The following is a 17,536-nucleotide window of genomic DNA, read 5'->3' as shown; positions in this document are numbered from 1 at the left end:
TCTGTCACATGCTACCTGCGGATGCAGATAACACAAAAATGCCTTCCTCTGCCCCTTCGAGCAAAGAAACTGGCTTTTAAATCCGCCCAATCGGCGGAGTAACGTGGGCAGGTGGCGGATTATAGTCAAAGCTGAACTAAAAATCACCTGCTTTTTAATATCTCGCCTTAAAAGACGATCTTTTTCAAGCTGTTAGCACTTTGCCGCCATCCAAGGCTTATTGAGTATGGCTATTTGATTGAATTTTCCACACCTAAGCGGATCTCCCTTTTAGCTATGGCAGATGTTCCAGCGCCAGGTAATCCCGGGACTGCATCTCAATCAAACGGGAGCGACAACGGTGGAACTCGAAACTCAATTGCCCATCAGTGTAAATCTGCTCGAGCGGCACCTCGGCCGAAATGATCAGTTTCACATGCCGCTCATAGAACTCATCCACCAACGCCAGGAAACGACGGGCGATATCATCCCCTGTCTGCTGGGCGCCCATTTGTTCCAGGCCACTGAGCAGCACGGTATGAAACAGTTGCGCCAGTTCCATATAGTCCCGCTGACTGCGCGGCCCATCGCACAGGGCGCGGAAGTCGGCCAGCAAAACACCTTGGGCTTGTTTGCGGATAACTATGCTGCGTCCATCGATTTCCAGCGGCGTTTCCGAGACTTCTGACTCGGGCGCCAGTTGGGTGAAATAACGTTGCAGATTGGATTCGGCGGTTTCATCGAGTGGATGATGGTAGATCTCAGCCTGCTCCAGAGTTCGCAGTCTGTAGTCAATTCCTGAATCGACATTCAGCACCTGGCAGTTGGCCTTGATTTCGGCGATAGCCGGTAAAAATCTGGCTCGCTGCAAACCGTTCTTGTAAAGGTCATCCGGTACTATGTTGGAAGTAGCTACCAAGACTACCCCTTCCTTAAATAGGGCCTCGAACAGAGTGCCCAATAACATGGCATCCGTGATGTCCGAAACAAAGAACTCATCAAAACAGATCACCCGATATTGCGCTGCCATCTGTTTGGCTATCACCAACAGCGGGTCCCGGGTTCCCTTGAGTTCGTCCAGCTCCCGATGAATTCTGTGCATAAAGCGATGAAAATGCGCCCTCAGTTTCTGCTCACCCGGCAGGGCATCGAAAAAGGTATCCATAAGATAGGTCTTGCCGCGCCCAACACCGCCCCAGAGATAAAGTCCTTGAACCTTGGCGTTTTTTTCCCGGCTAAACCAATTGCGCCATCCGGACTTTTGCGGCCTTTGCAGCTCATCATAAACACGCTGCAATGCCTTTACCGCTTGCTCCTGCGCCGGGTCATGGCTGAAATCCTCACGGGTGAGATCTTGTTGGTAATGCTGCCAGGGGGTTAACTGCGACACTTGAATTCTTCTCTTTTAACCTTATTTGATGGGTACCTAGGAAAGTGGGAACAAGTCCCACGAGGACTTGTTCCCACTTTCCTTAAGCCAACTCACGCAACAGAGTTAGGGCGGCAAATGGTATCATGAGACCCACGCTCGGGGTATATTTTGCCTAATATCCCAATGGGATCGGGCAAGAGCATAAGACACAAAGACAAACTTAAGGAGTCGATATGGAATGGCCACTGGTGTTTGCGGCTTTTATTCTGGGGTTAATACTGGGTTATATCGGTAAGACCTTGGTCAGCCGCGGACTCGGCAAGAGTAGTAAAAGTGTGGCAATTGAACGCAGCAAGATGGAGTTGAGCCAACACAAACAAGAGGTCAGTGACCATCTGGCCGAACAGAGAGCACTGCTGGGACAACTGACAGAGCAAATCAATCGCCTCAATCAACATTGGAATCAGGGCAGCCAAAGATTGGCCAAAGAGGAGCAATTGGCCCCTTTGCCATTTATGCAATCCAGTATCAGTGACCTTGATGACAAGAGTGACGCCGTACTTTCGCCGGAAAGCATTAAAAATTAATCTTTATTAATGAAGGATGAACTTTTTAAACAAGATTAAAGTCGGATTAATTACCGAACGCTCGTAAGAGCCCTTACGATTCAGCCACCTTGGTGGCAAACAGTACATGGTTATTTGATCCCGTATTAGGAGCAATGCATAGATGAAGACCAAGTTATCTCTTGTTTCCGCCGCCCTGCTTGGAGCCACGCTGACACTGGCTCCTGTGGTTTCCCAGGCCGCTCTACCTCAAGCTGTTGCCGGCCAAACCATGCCGAGCCTGGCCCCCATGTTGGAGCAAACTACTCCGGCAGTTGTCTCTGTCGCCGTTTCCGGCACTCAGGTTTCCCGCCAACGGGTACCGGATATCTTCCGCTACTTCTTTGGCCCCAATGCCCCTCAGGAGCAAGTACAGGAGCGCCCCTTCCGCGGCCTGGGCTCCGGTGTCATCATAGATGCCGATAAGGGCTACATAGTCACCAACAACCATGTGATTGATGGCGCCGATGATATTCAAATAGGTCTACACGACGGCCGTGAAATAAAGGCCAAGTTGATAGGTAAAGATAAAGACGCCGATATCGCTCTGCTGCAGATTGAAGCCGACAACCTCACGGCAATCAAGTCCGCCGACTCGGATGACTTGAGAGTCGGTGACTTTGCCGTAGCCATAGGTAACCCCTTCGGTCTTGGGCAAACCGTCACCTCAGGTATAGTCAGTGCTCTGGGGCGCACCGGTCTTGGCATAGAGATGCTGGAAAACTTTATTCAAACCGATGCCGCCATCAACAGCGGTAACTCAGGCGGCGCCTTGGTTAACCTGCGCGGCGAGCTTATCGGTATCAATACCGCTATTGTGGCTCCCGGCGGTGGTAACGTTGGTATCGGCTTCGCAATACCGGCCAACATGGTTCACAGCCTGGTAGATCAGATTATCGAACACGGCGAGGTTCGCCGCGGTGTGTTGGGGGTCATGGGCCGAGATCTGGATAATGAACTGGCTCAAGGCTTCGGTCTCGAGACCCAGCACGGTGGCTTTGTCAGTGAAGTGATGGAAGGCAGTGCCGCCGACAAGGCAGGCATCAAGGCCGGTGATATTATCGTCAGCATCAATGGGCGCAAGATCAAGAGCTTCCAAGAACTGCGGGCCAAGATTGGCACCATGGGTGCCGGTAGTAAAATAGAGCTTGGCCTGATACGTGATGGTGATGACAAGACAGTCAAAGTCACCCTGGGTGAAGCCAGCCAGGTGAAAGAAACTGCGGCCGGCGCTGTTCATCCAATGTTGGCCGGTGCCACACTGGAGAACAGCAAGAAAGGTATCGAAATCACCGATATCGCCCAGAACTCTCCTGCGGCCATGAGCGGCTTACAAAAAGGTGACCTGATTGTTGGGGTCAACCGCACCAAGACCACCACCCTAAAAGCGCTGAAAGAAGAGCTCAAAGAGCAACAAGGCGCGGTGGCACTGAAGATAGTCAGGGGCAATAGCAGCCTGTATCTGATCCTCAGAGGTTGACAGCCATCCTGAAAAAGCGGGGTTCTCCCCGCTTTTTTTATTTCCGGCGCCCAATTCAGGGCAAAATTAACTTCCCGGGCCTTGACTATTGTTCGTAATAGCAAGAAACATGCTAATCTAACGAGCCTTTTTTAATATTCAGCAATATCATCACAATGAAAGAAACCCTGATCTATATCTGCAAAGCAGTGGTCTTTGGCCTGGTAATGGCAGCAGTCTTTCTGCTGGTCAGCCGTTTTATGGGCGAAGGCAATCTTGGTGGTAACCTGTTGCAGTTCAGGGGAAACAGTGGTGCAGAGCTGTCCTTTGCCAAAGCGGTACGCCGCGCCGCGCCTGCGGTGGTGAATATCTACAGCCTGAGCATCAACCAAAGCCGCCCCCTTAACGGCGGTTCGCTGCAGGGCCTGGGCTCAGGCGTCATCATGCGCAAAGAAGGCTACATTCTCACCAACTATCATGTGGTCAAGAAGGCCGATGAGATTGTGGTAGCGTTACAGGATGGTCGAAAATTCGGGGCCGAAGTGGTCGGTCAGGATCCGGAAACCGACCTGGCCGTACTGGAGATCCAGGGCGAAAATCTACCCGTGGTGCCGCTTAACCTCAACAGCCCTCCTCAGGTGGGCGATGTGGTGCTGGCCATAGGTAACCCCTATAACCTGGGACAAACCATCACTCAGGGGATCATCAGTGCCACCGGCCGTAATGGCCTGAGTACAGGATACCTGGACTTTCTGCAAACCGACGCCGCCATCAACGCTGGTAACTCGGGCGGCGCCTTGATTGACACCCATGGGGGACTCATAGGCATTAACACCGCCGCCTTCCAGATAGGTGGTGAAGGGGGCGGCCATGGCATCAACTTCGCCATTCCCATCAAGCTGGCATACGCCGTCATGGGCAAACTGATCAAGGATGGCCGAGTTATTCGCGGTGCCTTGGGGATCTCGGGTGAAGACGTTAGCCCGGTTGTGGCGCAAATACTCAACTTGCCGGATCTTCGCGGCGTAGTAGTGACCGGCATAGAACCCAACGGCCCGGCAGCACTGGCTGGCCTGAGACCCAGAGATGTAATCACTCAGTATCAGGGTGAAGACGTTACCCGCATTTATATGCTGATGGATAGGATTGCCGAGACCACCCCCGGTACCAAGGTCACCCTGCAGGTGATCCGCGCCGGTAAACAGATAGAACTTCCAGTAGTCATTGGCGAAAAGCCGGTCGACTACAACTGAAAATAAATCTGCCGGTTAAGATGGCAGAAATAAAAACACCGGGTCAATAACCCGGTGTTTTTATTGGTAGCAGGACTCACTCTTCGTCGTCTTCATCTTCCAGCTCGTCACCTATGTAATAAGTGCCCCAGCCGTCATAGTCGACCTTGTGCTTGACCGCAAGCTGCAGCAACTGCTCACAGGCCTTATCCAGAAGCTCGGCTTCCAGTTGATGATAAGCTATAGCGTCAAAGCAGAAAATCAGACTACCGTCATCCAGTTCCACCTCTTCAGCATCGTTAACCTCAAAGCCCAATTTAAAGGCATCGACTGCGGCTTTTTCCAGACGGTCAAAGTTAGTGGACGAAAAATGGTGCTCTATGGTGTATTCAGCATCGGCCTCAGAACCGTCATCCAGCAAGGACTGAATAATGTCACGGTTTTCCTGCTTCTGTGCCTGCAACAGACGTTCAATGGACATGCTTGTCTCCGAAAAAATAGGTCAGAGGGTATTATACGATATCCGCGGGCACAGTTTTACCCATAAGTGCTGCCGCCTCGGCATTGAGTTGTTTGAGCTTACTGGCCATGGTGGCATGGATCTTATCGGACAACTCTTTGACATTAGCCTTGCTCAAGCCTTGGGTTGCCACCGGCTCCATCATCTCAATAATCACCACACCATTGTTCCAACGGTTAAGCTTGATATGGCACTGATTGGAAGCCAGTACCGGCACCATAGGCACTCCGGCGGCTATGGCGGTATGAAATGCCCCTGCCTTAAAGGGCAACAAGCCGCGACCGCGACTACGGGTACCCTCAGGAAAGATCCACACAGAGAGGCATTTCTCTTTGATCTTGCGCGCCGTTTCGGCCATGGTTTCAAAGGCGCGGGCACGGTTCTTGCGATCGATGAGAATATTACCCGAAAGCCAATAAAGCTGACCAAATAGCGGCATCCACAACAGGCTCTTCTTTCCCAGGCTGACAGTGCCCTTGGGAACCGCGGCAGTATGGGTAAACATATCGAAATTATTTTGGTGATTCGCCAGGAAGATACAGGGCTCACCCGGTTTGGTTTTGCCTGCTCGCACTATGACTTTAACACCCAATATAGGCGCTACCGCCGAAAAAAGTCGGGCAAACAGGTGTACATTATCTCTGTGTCTCGGGCGTAAAATGCAAAAAATGCCACCAAAAACAAAGGCCAGCAACAAGAGCACTGCCAGCAGCAGAGAACGGACTATCAACAGCATAAATTTACTCCGCTTATGCAACGGCGGACAGTATAGCTACAGGCCTGCTGCGGCTCAATCTTTTGTTTACATCTGTGCGCTGATTTTTAACAGCAGAAAAAATGCGGCCACCGGGCCGCATTTGGGGGCTTGTTCTCAACTTCCTTGACTCAGCGAGGGTCGCTGAAACTTAACAGTATACGAAACAGCAGAGCGCTCAGTGCCAGAGTTGCCACTATGGCGGCGCCACTAGGCAGGTCATAACTCGCCGAGGCCCACAGGCCAGCGACATAACCCAATACCCCGACCAGATAGGCCCAGCCAAGTGCGAAACGGCCGTTGTATTTATTCAGCGCCAGTGCAGGCAGGATCAAGGTGCTGAACACCAGATAAACCCCCACCAACTCCACCGACAGGGTTATCACCAGGGCAAACAGGGGATAGAAGACGGCGCCATTGAGCAAAGACGGGCGCCACAGCAATAGCCCCAACACCAGAGCATAAACCAGAGCCGGCAAGATCAGTTGTGGCCAGTTGACCCAAAGGATCTGCCCCGACATCAGCTGTTTGAGCAACTCGGCGCCATGAGGGTCGTTGGAGAGCAACAACATGGCAGCCACTGCAGCCAACACGTAGAAGCAGCCGATCATGGCCTCCAGTTCAGAGGCCATTTTACGTGACAACCAGGCTATGATTCCGGCCCCGGCCAGGGCAAACAATGCAGGCATCCATACATGAGAATAAGGAATATCCTCCAGATCATGGTTAAGATGCGCCACTATCGCCCCCAGTGCCGCCACTTGGGCAATCGCCAGATCGATAAAGATAATCCCGCGCTTCAACACTTGGCGCCCCAATACCACATGGGTTGAGAGCACCAAGAGGCCGGCCGCAAAGGCCGGCAGGAGTATGCTGAACAGTCCGCTGTCCATAATCACTTCACGCTCTTGAGCAGCGAGATGGCGCTATCATACAAGCTGAAAAGATCCTGACTCTGGGCGTTTCCACCGACCGACATGGGCAACACCAACACCGGCAGCTTGGCTCTTTCACCCAGCCAATTGGCGCCGCGCTCATCCTGATAAGAAGCCACCACCACGGCACTGATATCCCCTTGCCCTGCCCGCTCAAGCAGTGAGGCCAAGTGCGAACTGCTGGGGGGCAACCCGGGCTTGGGCTCGAGATCTGCGACCTGAGAAACTCCCAACCAGTTGAACAGATAGCGGAAACTGGTGTGATAGGCGATAACCTTCTGGCCCTTGAGTGATGCCGCTTCGGCTTCCCATTTGGGAATCGCCTGCTGCCAACGCTCGCTGAATGCCTTGAGCGCAGCCTCATAGTCGGCTTTTCCTTGAGGATCCAGAGCCACCAGCTTGGCGCTCAGCGCCTTGGCGATATCCAGCATCCGATAAGGGTCAAAGTGCAGATGCGGATTCCCCTTGGCATGCACATCCCCCATGCTGCGGTCGACCGAATCCAGCTTATCCAGAGTCTCAACCTGATCGGCGGCAAAAAACAGCCCCTGATCCGTAGAGCGTACCTTGGCGTTGGATGACTTCATCTGCAGCATAGGCAACCAACCGATTTCCAGATCCGCACCGGCGCAGACCGCCAGATCAGCCTGGCGCATCTTGGCGATTAAACTGGGCCGAGCCTGCACCTGGTGAGGATCCTGCAAGGCCGTTGTGGCCGAATAGATGTCCGCATCAGGCGCCAAGCTCTTGGCCAATGCGGCATATTCAGGTTCACAAGCAAAAATATTCAGGCTGGCCTGAGCCTGCCAACTGGCCACCAGAGTCAAAGCGGCCGTGGCCAGGCCGACAAATTTAGAATTGATGCGCACCGTGGGCCCCCAGAGTCATAACGTATTGCAGAGTGATAACATTGTCGTCTTCGATACCATTGAAATTAGTGCCACGCTGATTGGTGTACTGCAGTCTTACGGTAGAGAAATGGCTATGATGCCAGGCCAGGCTGACCTCAGTTTCTTTCAGCTTCTGACCGTGGAAATGATCATCATGGGCCTGCTGGGTATCCAGCTCACCGTAACGGATCCCGGTAGACCAGCTGGGACTCCATTGGTAGACACCGCTCAGATACCAGCCCTGATGGTAATCTTTCGGCTCTGCATGAGCGTGTTCATCCTCGTGATGCTCATGCTCGGCCTCGGCAACGAAATCCGCCACCCGGAAATATTCACCACTCACAGTCAGATGCTGATACTTGTAGTTGCCGTTAGGCGCCCACTTGTAAACAAAGTCGGCGATATAGGTGTTTTCACCCGTATAGGCGGCACCATGGCTGTGACCTTCGTGGTCGTGATCATGCTCCTCTTCCTCACCCGCATGTTCTTCAAAGGGGGTCAGGCGGCCATTTTCGTTGCGCAGATATGACAACCCCAGCTGCCAGGAGCTGTCTGCGCCTATATCACCACCTATCTTGGTGTAAGCACTATAGACACCCACATCCTTGAATTCGCGCTCTCCGTGTTCATCTTCGGCACGCATCTTGTCGCCTTTGAAGGCCTCCAGTCCCATGACCCAGTAAAGATCAGTCGGTGCCACATAGTTCAAGCGGATACCATCATCGAAGTAGTGATTGCCCAAGAATGCACGGTAAGCCGCTGGTCGGTCGGTAAAGGCGTCTGTATGGGGATGTTGATTATTGAGATAGCCCACGTCAGACAGGAAACGACCAGCGCGCACCGCAAACCCGGCGGGCATGGCCAAAGTTTGAATAAAAGCCTCTTCCAGCTCCACTTCGGTATCACCATCATGGTTTTCTATGATGGTGGTGACTTTGCCATAGAACATATCATCAATATTGGCGCTGAGCGCCAGTTCGGTTTCCCCCAGACCAAAACCTTCCTGGCGCTCGGCCAAGGGACGGTCCGCCGTTTGATAATAGCCATCCAAAACCGCACTGATCGCCGGATTGGTCAGCGAAGGGTCCTGGGCCATGGCACAGGTGGAAACCAAGCCACAGGCCAAGACCAGAGGCGAAATACGAGTTGAAAAAACAGTCATTTTAGCTCCTGAAATACAGCAGTCATCGCACCGCAATCCCATGCGGTCGATAGCAAAAAATTTAAATAGAGGTTTCTTTAAATTCAGGCTGTTACAGGAGGAGCACGACTGTTGAACAGACGAACGTGGGGCGCCTGCCAGGAAGGAGCCGTAAAACTGACTCTGATATAGGATTGTTTGACAGTATCCAGGTGCAGCCCGGTGCCGGGCATAACCTTATTCAGCTGATGCTGATGAAAACAGAGAGTACAGTGGGTCTTGTGACCCTCTTGGAGATGGGAAATGCTGTGGGCCGATGCAGCCACAGACAAGAGCACCAATATGGCGGCAAGCCATATGGCAATAGTGCTTCTTGTACGAACAGCGATATCCAAACCTAACATCCCCCAGATAGATCCGGCGCTAGTGTAAGCCAGCCTGCCCCGAGGTTGCAACAAGGTTAACAAGGCGAAGCTGAAACTAAAAGTTACAAGATATGTAACGGCGCAGAGGTTTCGGCGCAAACCACCGGCCGGGCTGAGATTAAGTTCTGCTTAAGCTCTGGCGGTTAAGGTTTACCCTATACTCTTGTGCTCGCGCGGGCTCGCCCATGGGAGCAGCCTAACCAAAGGAAAAGCTATGCTGGCATTTCTCAAAAATAACCTGGGGATTATCCTATTTGCCATTCTGTTTTGCGGCGCCATTTTGGGCGGTATCTATTACGTAGAAACCTCCCTGGCCAATCAGGTACAGGTGGTAGACTGAGCCCTCAGCGATACTTCTGCCGCTGCGCCGAATCATCCTCTTCAACTTTAACCGGTGCCTCAACCGTGTGCAGATGATCCATCAGGTGGCTGATCAGCAAGACTATCAGCCCAAGGATTGCAACAGGTATCCCGAAGTGCCTGGTCTCTGGTATCAACCAGGAGCAGATCGCCGCCACCAGTCCCAGGTAAAAACCCACCAGTTTCAATTTCAATAACCAAGGCGTCTTTCCAAGCCAGGCCTCGCAATGAGGGCACTGGATCTGCGCAGAAAAGCCGCTGCCCCGCTGTTGGGCTATCTGAGAAACATTAAAGGTTTTATTGCAATTGGAGCATAACACTCGGGCGTTCTCCGGCGAGTTCGACAAAGGGGCGCTATTCTAGCAAAGCTGGCGTCCGCCTTATATCTCCTATGTGTTAAAAACCACAAATCCACGCGCTTTTTAGGCACCATGGAAATTTTCGTGTCATATTTATTGACTCAAACACTTCAGAAAAACAGATAAAAATCGGACAAAAACATGGTTAGATCTCTCTTGCTCGTGTTGTGTTTAACTCTTTCCTGGCAATCCTTTGCATCTGAACCTGAACCGCTCGCCACCGAGCAGCTCACTTTGATGCAGCAAACTATAAGACAAAATATCCAACAGCTTCGCACTGCCAAAGGCGAACTCAAGGCAGTGACTGAGTTTAGGATCAAGGCGCTGACTCTGGCGCAGCGAAATAAACTCAAAGAGAGCATAGATGCCATTGGCGACAAGAATGCAGCCCCTCAGGTCCTGATGAGCGTTCTGCCGCACCTGGAGGCGCAGCGACAACTCCTGCAGCAAATGGTGCAATATCTCGACAAGGAGATAGTGTCGCTGCAGGGCAAGCTCGGCAAAGGGGAAGATCAACAGCTGATGCTTGAGATATCCCGCCGTAGTCTGGAAAAGGATGAAATTCAAAAAGGCTTGCTGGAACTGCTCAATTGGTCAGAACAACTGGGACAGGATGTCAGCCAGGCGAAAGAATCACTCAAGCAACGTCTTATCGTCAGAGCCGAGTTGCTCGAGAGTCTGGTGAGCTATAACCAGCAACAATTGGGGGTACAAATAGCCGAAAATGCGCTGGCGGGCAAAGATGTCAGCAGCGAGCAGAGCAAGACCTTGACCCTGCTAAAAGAACGGTTGGAAAACAACAGCAGCAGCCTGAGTGCAGTGATAAGCATGCTGGATAAACTGGATGTAGATACCAGCGATCTGAAAAAGACCTTGTTTGCCATCTCCGGGGATATCACCCAGGACGTCCTCAATATCGATATCGTCTCCAGTCTGGCCGGACAATGGTTCGATATCGCCAAGGCGCAGTTGATTGAAGGTGGGCCGGATATACTGTTCAAGATATTTATCTTCTTGTTTATCTTGCTAATCACCGTCTTGCTGGCCAAACTGACCAAGCGAATCGTCGCCAAGGCGGTCAGTAACTCCAAACTCAAGTTCAGCAAGCTGCTGCAAGACTTCTTCACCTCGCTTTCCGGCAAGATTATTTTCACCCTGGGGCTGCTGATAGCCTTGTCACAGCTTGGATTCGAACTTGGCCCACTGCTGGCTGGTTTCGGTATTGCCGGGGTGATTATCGGTTTTGCGCTGCAGGATACCCTGTCCAACTTCGCCTCTGGGATGATGATCCTTATCTACCGTCCCTTTGATGTCGGAGATCTGATCCATGCCGCCGGAGTCACAGGCAGAGTCAGCCATATGAGCTTGGTATCTACCACCATCAAGACCCTGGACAACCAACGACTGATTGTTCCCAACAACAAAATTTGGGGCGATACCATCAACAATATCACCGCCGAGCATCACAGGCGGGTAGATATGACCTTCGGCATCAGCTACAGCGACAATATCGAACAGGCCGAAGCCGTGCTGGAGCAACTGGTGCAAGAGCATCCCAAAGTACTTAAACACCCTGAGCCCACGGTTAAACTGCACCTCTTGGGTGAATCCTCGGTGGACTTTGTGGTGCGCCCCTGGGTCAGGCCGGAAGATTACTGGGAAGTTTACTGGGACATCACCCGGGCGGTGAAGATGCGCTTCGACGAGGAAGGGATCAGCATTCCATTCCCGCAGCGGGATGTACACTTCTACCGCGGTTAAACCGGTGCGGCAGTATCCAACACCACAAAGGGCGCAGATGCGCCCTTTGTCATTGCCGAGTTAAAGCCCTATCACTTCACCCTGTTCATCGATATCGATATGCAGGTAGCCTGGGTTCAAACCCAGCCCAGGCATTGTCATCACCTTGCCCACCAAGGCGGTGACAAAACCGGCTCCGGCATTGAGCCTAAGCTCAGTGATTGGCAGGGTAAAACCGCTTGGCGTGCCCTTGAGTTTGGGATCGTGACTGATAGACATTGGCGTCTTGGCCATACACACAGGCAGCTTGTCTGCGCCAAGGCGCCGGATCTCGGCCAGTTGCTCACGGGCCTTGGCCGACAACTCTACCCCGGCAGCGCCATAACCAAGCTCGGCCAAGGTTGCCAAGCTGGCCTCGAGTCCAAGCGAAGGGTCATAAAGAGGCTTGAAGCCATCCCCCTTGCCAATGGCCGCCAATACCGACTCGGCCAGAGCCTTGGCGCCATCGGCACCTAGTGCAAAGGCCTCACTGAGTTCACAAGCATCGGCGCCCTCAGTCAGACAGGCCTGTCTCAGCCACTCAAGCTCCTGCTCGGTATCTTCGGGAAAACGGTTGATGGCCACTACCACAGATGTGCCGTAGCGGCGCACATTGGCCAGGTGCCAGGCCAGGTTGGCAAAGCCCTGCTCCAGTGCCTGTTGGTTAGGCCGACTTACAGCCTCTCCCTTGAGCCCGGCGTTACTCTTAAGCGCTCTCAAGGTCGCCACCAAGACGGTGCAATCCGGCTGACGTCCGGAAATCGGCGCCTTGATATTGCAGAACTTCTCAAAGCCCATATCAGAGCCAAAGCCACCCTCTGTGACCACATAGTCGCTGAGTTTCAGCGCCATTTCGTCGGCAATGATAGAGGAATTGCCATGGGCGATATTGGCAAAAGGCCCAGTGTGGATAAGACAAGGGGCGCCGTTGAGGGTCTGCATCAGTGTCGGCTCCAGCGCCTGACGCAAAATGGCACACATGGCACCGGCAACCCCGAGCCGCTCGGCTGTGACGGCCTGTCCGGAGGTATCGAGTGCCAGCAACACCTGGCCGATACGGCGGCGCATATCGGCAAGATCGCGACTCAGGGCCAAAATGGCCATCAGCTCAGAGGCGGCGGTGATATCAAAGCCAGACTCATGCTCGGGGCCATTGTTATTTCCCAGCCCAACCTGAATCTGCCGCAGACTGCGATCATTATGATCCATCACCCTGTGCCAAAAGAGCTTTTCCGGATCGATATTGAGCGCATCCAAGCCACTGCGACGGCTGAACTCTGCCGCCCCGAGGCGTTGCTCGTGATGCAGCCTGGCATCCAGCGCGGCGGCGGCCAGATTGTGGGCGCTGGTAATGGCGTGAATGTCCCCGGTAAGATGCAGATTCAGTTCTTCCATCGGCACTATCTGGGCATAACCACCGCCGGCAGCTCCCCCTTTGACGCCAAAGACCGGCCCCATACTGGGCTGGCGCAAACAGGCGCAGACCTTGTGTTCGAGCGCATGCAGGGCCTGGGTCAAACCTATGCTGGTCACCGTCTTGCCTTCACCGTGTGACGTAGGGGTTATCGCAGTCACCAGAATCAGCTTACCGGGCAGATAGTCATAGACCCGTTCGAGCAAGGACAGCGGGATTTTTGCCTTGTGGTCGCCGTAACAGCTGAACTCACCGGGACGCAACCCCAGCTCAGTAGCAATATGCTCAATGGGACGCCTCGGCGTCATTCTAGAGATCTCTATGTCCTTCAACATTCAGTAAAACTCCCACAAGGGCCAAAGCAAATAGATCAAAGGACCCGCATACTAGGCCATTCCGGCTTCAAGCTAAAGTCGGAGCCCTCTTTATTCAGCAATACCTTAATCTGGGTCAAGAAATCTCTGGCCTGAATTGGCCGAAAAACAGTTTCCGAACGGAGGGAAAATAGCGAACGCAGGAATAATGGCGCCAAACAGGGGCCAAGGCGGAAAACCTAGGCCCCGACAGCTTAGAGCAGGGAGATCTCACCACAAAGATGCGGCCTGCGCCCTTTCTGATCTCTGAGTTCAAACTTATAGCCCTGCTCCATGGCCTCGGCGCAGAAGCAAACACTGGCCGGCATAAACAGCGGCAACTTGAACGCCACGTCAATGACACAGGGCCTATTGCCCAGCTCAGGCATCAACTGAGCCACGCAGCGGGCCTTGGACCACATGCCATGGGCCAGCACCCGGTCGAAACCAAAACGCTTGGAAAGCAAGGGATGCAGATGGATCAGGTTATAGTCACCCGAGGCCCTGGCATAACGCCGCCCCAAGTCGTCACCCAACTCCCAGACACTGGGGTTTTCCCACTGAATATCCCCGGCCTTGGGGGGTCTTGCCCTGCGCCCCGGCTTATCTATGCGATACAGATAAGTAGACAAGGATTCCCACACCAGCTCTCCGGCCACAGTCACCCTGGAAATAAGGTCAAACTCCAGCCCGGAATCTGTCTCTCGGCTGTCAGTGAGGCGACAGTCGATATCGAAACGCTCATCCACAGTAACACTGCGAAACTGACTGATACGGTTACGCAAGTGGATCATACCCAGCAGAGGAAAAGTGATGGCGTCATGGGTAAAGATCACCGCATGCAACCTGAAGGCCATCACATACAGATAGGTAGGCGGCAGAGTTTTGCCATCAAACTCGAAGCCACACACCTGAGCGTAGTCGGCCACCTTGCCGGGCTCCAAAGCCACGCCGGGAGTATTAACGCTGATACGAGGTAAAGGCTGGTTGTCCCAGCCAGGCTTTCGCCCGAAAAAAATCTTGCGATACAGCGAAAACAACGAAGGCATTGTTCGCAGTTCGACACTGAATTCCATAACCAAAAAGCCCACCTTGAGTATTCCAAGCCGAGCATTATACCTCATCCCTGCCGTTTTCGGAGCTATCTATGATTTTGCGATCTGTCCGCCATAAGCGCTTGGCTCTGATGCCAAGGGCTGCGGCTTGTGAGACACTATATGCCTTCAAGTCATTCAGAACCCTCCAAAGTGCAAGATCAGAACTTTGACAAGCTGGCGCAAAAGTTCGCCAACAATATTTATGGAACCCCTAAAGGGCAGATCAGAGCCGCCGTACTCTGGCGCGATCTGCAGGAACAGTTACCCTATTTTGCCGGCCGTAAACTCAGAGTACTGGATGCCGGTGGCGGTTTCGGTTTTTTCAGTCAGAAACTGGCGGCCATGGGGCATGAAGTCGTTCTTTGCGACATCTCCTCGGCCATGCTGGAACAAGCCAAAGAGCAGATTGCCGCCTCGGCCGAGCCCTTGGATATTCAACTGCTGCACTGCGCCATTCAGGAGCTGAACGTAACGGAACTGGGCCAGTTCGACCTCATTCTCTGTCATGCAGTTGCCGAATGGTTGCATGATGCCAAGGGTACGCTGGCGGGCTTGCTGTCACTCTTGAAAGATGACGGCCTGTTTTCACTGATGTTTTTCAATAAGGAAGCGATGCGCTTTCACGCCCTGGTGTCAGGCAATCTCGACTATGTGGCTGCCGATCTGCAAACCCGCAAAAAAGTCCGCCTCAGCCCGAAACATCCGCTGCAAATAGCCGATGTACAAGCTTGGTTTAACGAGTGGCAACTGAGATTGAGGTGTGAATCCGGGGTACGGGTCATCCATGATTATCTTAAAAAGAGCTTGCCGGATAATTTCGACTTCCAGCAACTGCTGGAGATGGAGCTGAAATACTCACGCCAGCAACCCTATCTGTCTCTGGGGCGCTACGTGCATTTCATTGCTCACAAGGCATCCGGGCCGAACAACTCGATCGAGGGTTGATCTTTGCCATCCACTATCTGATCCAGATAACGGTTCTCTTCCGGCACCAGCTGCGCCAGACGTTCGGGATCCATGTGCTTGAGCAAGACCTTGCCACTGTTGGGGTGAAACATCACCTTACGCGGCCAAGGGCCGCCCAAATCCTCCGCCTGCACAGGGATCTGCTCGATTTCGAGATAACCTAGTACAAAATCTATGTTGGACTGGCCGACATTCAGCACACTGCTTTGGCCCAGTCTGGCGCCGCCGAATACTTTGGCCTGTAATCTGTGTCGCTGACCACCGACACAGAGTATGGCATTGATCAACTGCTCCATGGCCCAGTTGCCGTAGCGGCAGCTGTAGCTGGTCAGTTGGTGCCAATCTTCGTGAAGTTTGCGCTCGGGTAACAGAAAGTGATTCAGACCACCTATGCCGAGTACGGGATCCCAGATACAAGCCGCCACACAAGACCCCAAGCGGGTAAAAATGTACTCATCGGCACCTGTAATATAAAAATCGCCGGGATCGACCCTGGCAACCACCTTGCCAAAACGTTGATCCCACTGACGAACTGTTCCTTCAAACCCCTTGTACGCATCGCTAATGCCTTGCATCTCAACTCCCTGTGTCCAAGCACAGCAAGTATAGACCTCAGCGCCTCAGTTTGCCTCGCCGGGCGGTATATCACAGCTTTGCCGCCAGCAGTTACGGCTGCTGACACCGGCTTTATGCAGATACTCGAGTAGGCTCCTTTTGCCTGCCAGATGCCCGGCACCGACGGCCACAAATAGTGGTGCCTGATTGGAGCCCATTAGACTCAACAGGCGCTCGGCCATGCCTTGGTTACGCTGCCACAGCAGTTTTTCCAACAATACATCTTCACCTTCGGTGGACAGCTGATGCAGCATCAACTCAGCCAGAGCTTTTTCATTACCGCTGCGCCAGGCGGTGATCAGTGCCTGGATCTCCCGATCTTCGCCGCGAATGCTCTCCCTAACCATACTCCACTGGTACTCCAGCGCCAGCGAGTCCAGCAGTGCCAACTGCATTTCTGTACTTTCCAGCTCCAACACAGGTTTATCACCGACTCCATCCAACAGATACTGTTCCACACCCAGGCTGGGTTGATAACCCAGTTCAACGAAGCGCTGCATACTGATCTGTACCGACTGCAACCAGGGGGACATCATAGCCAATTGCCGGCATAAAGGTTTGCCGCCACAATATTCCTGCAGCAGCGTCTGGGTTTCCTCATCCGGTATTGCGGCCTTTAAGCCATACTTCTGCAATAATTGCTGCGCCGCAGGATCACGGACATCGGCTTCCAGTACCAGAGCGCCGGCGTGGCGATAGGCCTGCTCTATCTGGTTTGACAGTGGGTAGAAATCAGCCTTGCCGACATGCACTGAGCCCATGAGAAAAGCCGTCTTGCCGGCAAACTCCAATTGGTAGAAGGGTGGTGTATCACCATCTTTTGCTTGAGCCACGCCACTTAAAAGTAAGCCACATCCTAAGAAGAACCACAGCAGTCGACTTGTTGCGCGCATCCCTGTTCCTTATAATTTCAGCCAAAGTTCACCAGTTAGAGGCTGTTATGCCATACACTAAGGTCATTGAGCAACTGAAAGCCAATCTGCAGACCGCTTACCGCCAGGCTGTCGATGCCGATAATCGTCTGGATCAGCTGCAACAGGCCGGTCATGGAAAGTTTTCTGCCGTATTCACCCAAGAACAAGGCTTTACCACCCGAAGTAATCGCTTCCTCCCTTATGTACAGGAGTTGGCACAGGCGGTAGCGGATCTTGAAGCCGAAACGGCACCTACACCGGAACAGTTGGAGGCGCTGCTACCGAAACTGGCGGTCTTGCTGCAAACACTGCAAAAATTTAAACAGCAGAGTAAGTAGCTAGAGAAGTTTACATAAGAGTAAGCAGC

General features: G+C 53.0%; 19 protein-coding genes. 7 read left to right on the top strand and 12 right to left on the bottom strand.

Annotated elements, in window-relative coordinates:
• Positions 1–274: 274 nt before the first annotated feature.
• Positions 275–1,369 carry a cell division protein ZapE gene (gene zapE / locus ACMHXE_RS01415; protein WP_101054891.1) on the bottom strand — a complete coding sequence of 365 codons (1,095 nt, stop codon included), beginning with the start codon at positions 1,367–1,369 and terminating at the stop codon, positions 275–277.
• A gap of 215 nt (positions 1,370–1,584) precedes the next feature.
• Here zapE and ACMHXE_RS01410 point away from each other — a divergent pair, with 215 nt between their 5' ends.
• The 3 genes from ACMHXE_RS01410 to degS all read left to right on the top strand — a co-directional run bounded on the left by ACMHXE_RS01410 (position 1,585) and on the right by degS (position 4,668).
• Positions 1,585–1,938, top strand: coding sequence for a ZapG family protein (locus ACMHXE_RS01410; RefSeq protein ID WP_101054888.1), 354 nt, complete (start codon positions 1,585–1,587; stop codon positions 1,936–1,938).
• A 142-nt stretch (positions 1,939–2,080) separates the two neighbouring features.
• Positions 2,081–3,436, top strand: coding sequence for a Do family serine endopeptidase DegQ (gene degQ, locus ACMHXE_RS01405; protein WP_101054885.1), 1,356 nt, complete (start codon positions 2,081–2,083; stop codon positions 3,434–3,436).
• A gap of 149 nt (positions 3,437–3,585) precedes the next feature.
• A complete protein-coding gene (gene degS / locus ACMHXE_RS01400; RefSeq protein WP_101054883.1) occupies positions 3,586–4,668 on the top strand; it encodes an outer membrane-stress sensor serine endopeptidase DegS in 1,083 nt (360 codons plus the stop codon).
• 76 nt (positions 4,669–4,744) lie between these two features.
• On the opposite strand, the gene rraB is transcribed toward degS, so the two are convergent.
• From rraB to ACMHXE_RS01370, 6 genes are all read right to left on the bottom strand, one after another.
• Positions 4,745–5,128 carry a ribonuclease E inhibitor RraB gene (rraB, locus tag ACMHXE_RS01395; protein ID WP_101054880.1) on the bottom strand — a complete coding sequence of 128 codons (384 nt, stop codon included), beginning with the start codon at positions 5,126–5,128 and terminating at the stop codon, positions 4,745–4,747.
• Positions 5,129–5,159: 31 nt separating this feature from the next.
• Positions 5,160–5,903, bottom strand: a complete 744-nt coding sequence (locus ACMHXE_RS01390) for a 1-acylglycerol-3-phosphate O-acyltransferase (protein ID WP_039034463.1) — start codon at positions 5,901–5,903, stop codon at positions 5,160–5,162.
• Between the two features lie 149 nt (positions 5,904–6,052).
• Positions 6,053–6,814, bottom strand: coding sequence for a metal ABC transporter permease (locus ACMHXE_RS01385; protein WP_101054876.1), 762 nt, complete (start codon positions 6,812–6,814; stop codon positions 6,053–6,055).
• Between the two features lie 2 nt (positions 6,815–6,816).
• The gene (locus ACMHXE_RS01380) at positions 6,817–7,725 is read right to left on the bottom strand and encodes a metal ABC transporter solute-binding protein, Zn/Mn family (RefSeq protein ID WP_101054872.1); all 909 of its coding nucleotides are present in this window, start codon (positions 7,723–7,725) and stop codon (positions 6,817–6,819) included.
• Positions 7,709–8,908 carry a hypothetical protein gene (locus ACMHXE_RS01375; RefSeq protein WP_101054869.1) on the bottom strand — a complete coding sequence of 400 codons (1,200 nt, stop codon included), beginning with the start codon at positions 8,906–8,908 and terminating at the stop codon, positions 7,709–7,711. The genes ACMHXE_RS01380 and ACMHXE_RS01375 overlap by 17 nt, the downstream gene beginning before the upstream one ends.
• An 83-nt stretch (positions 8,909–8,991) precedes the next feature.
• Entirely contained in the window at positions 8,992–9,291 is a 300-nt protein-coding gene (locus tag ACMHXE_RS01370; protein ID WP_101054866.1) for a DUF2946 domain-containing protein, read from the bottom strand.
• A 235-nt stretch (positions 9,292–9,526) separates the two neighbouring features.
• Here ACMHXE_RS01370 and ACMHXE_RS01365 point away from each other — a divergent pair, with 235 nt between their 5' ends.
• The gene (locus tag ACMHXE_RS01365; protein ID WP_037436329.1) at positions 9,527–9,652 is read left to right on the top strand and encodes a hypothetical protein; all 126 of its coding nucleotides are present in this window, start codon (positions 9,527–9,529) and stop codon (positions 9,650–9,652) included.
• A gap of 4 nt (positions 9,653–9,656) precedes the next feature.
• On the opposite strand, the gene ACMHXE_RS01360 is transcribed toward ACMHXE_RS01365, so the two are convergent.
• Positions 9,657–9,992, bottom strand: coding sequence for a hypothetical protein (locus ACMHXE_RS01360; RefSeq protein WP_101054864.1), 336 nt, complete (start codon positions 9,990–9,992; stop codon positions 9,657–9,659).
• A gap of 180 nt (positions 9,993–10,172) precedes the next feature.
• Between ACMHXE_RS01360 and ACMHXE_RS01355 the strand changes: the two genes are divergently transcribed.
• Positions 10,173–11,792, top strand: a complete 1,620-nt coding sequence (locus tag ACMHXE_RS01355) for a mechanosensitive ion channel family protein (RefSeq protein ID WP_101054861.1) — start codon at positions 10,173–10,175, stop codon at positions 11,790–11,792.
• A gap of 60 nt (positions 11,793–11,852) precedes the next feature.
• On the opposite strand, the gene ACMHXE_RS01350 is transcribed toward ACMHXE_RS01355, so the two are convergent.
• Together ACMHXE_RS01350 and ACMHXE_RS01345 are read right to left on the bottom strand one after the other, a co-directional pair.
• A complete protein-coding gene (locus ACMHXE_RS01350; RefSeq protein WP_101054859.1) occupies positions 11,853–13,559 on the bottom strand; it encodes a formate--tetrahydrofolate ligase in 1,707 nt (568 codons plus the stop codon).
• A gap of 233 nt (positions 13,560–13,792) precedes the next feature.
• Positions 13,793–14,626, bottom strand: a complete 834-nt coding sequence (locus ACMHXE_RS01345; RefSeq protein ID WP_101054967.1) for a MaoC/PaaZ C-terminal domain-containing protein — start codon at positions 14,624–14,626, stop codon at positions 13,793–13,795.
• 198 nt (positions 14,627–14,824) lie between these two features.
• On the opposite strand from ACMHXE_RS01345, the gene ACMHXE_RS01340 reads away from it, so the two are divergent.
• Positions 14,825–15,619, top strand: coding sequence for a methyltransferase domain-containing protein (locus tag ACMHXE_RS01340; protein ID WP_101054965.1), 795 nt, complete (start codon positions 14,825–14,827; stop codon positions 15,617–15,619).
• Here ACMHXE_RS01340 and ACMHXE_RS01335 read toward each other — a convergent pair.
• Positions 15,580–16,215, bottom strand: a complete 636-nt coding sequence (locus ACMHXE_RS01335; RefSeq protein WP_101054856.1) for a chemotaxis protein CheD — start codon at positions 16,213–16,215, stop codon at positions 15,580–15,582. The genes ACMHXE_RS01340 and ACMHXE_RS01335 overlap by 40 nt on opposite strands.
• Before the next feature lie 45 nt (positions 16,216–16,260).
• Entirely contained in the window at positions 16,261–17,148 is an 888-nt protein-coding gene (locus ACMHXE_RS01330; protein ID WP_101054853.1) for a TraB/GumN family protein, read from the bottom strand.
• A gap of 47 nt (positions 17,149–17,195) precedes the next feature.
• On the opposite strand from ACMHXE_RS01330, the gene ACMHXE_RS01325 reads away from it, so the two are divergent.
• Complete coding sequence (locus tag ACMHXE_RS01325) at positions 17,196–17,507, top strand: prephenate dehydrogenase (RefSeq protein ID WP_101054850.1); 312 nt, start codon at positions 17,196–17,198, stop codon at positions 17,505–17,507.
• Positions 17,508–17,536 lie beyond the last annotated feature (29 nt).

Source organism: Shewanella sp. BJSY2023SW007, assembly GCF_047314525.1.
GTDB classification, from domain to species: domain Bacteria; phylum Pseudomonadota; class Gammaproteobacteria; order Enterobacterales; family Shewanellaceae; genus Shewanella; species Shewanella chilikensis.
The sequence above is the reverse complement of the archived record's forward strand: the minus strand, read 5'-3'. Positions and strand labels throughout refer to the sequence as shown.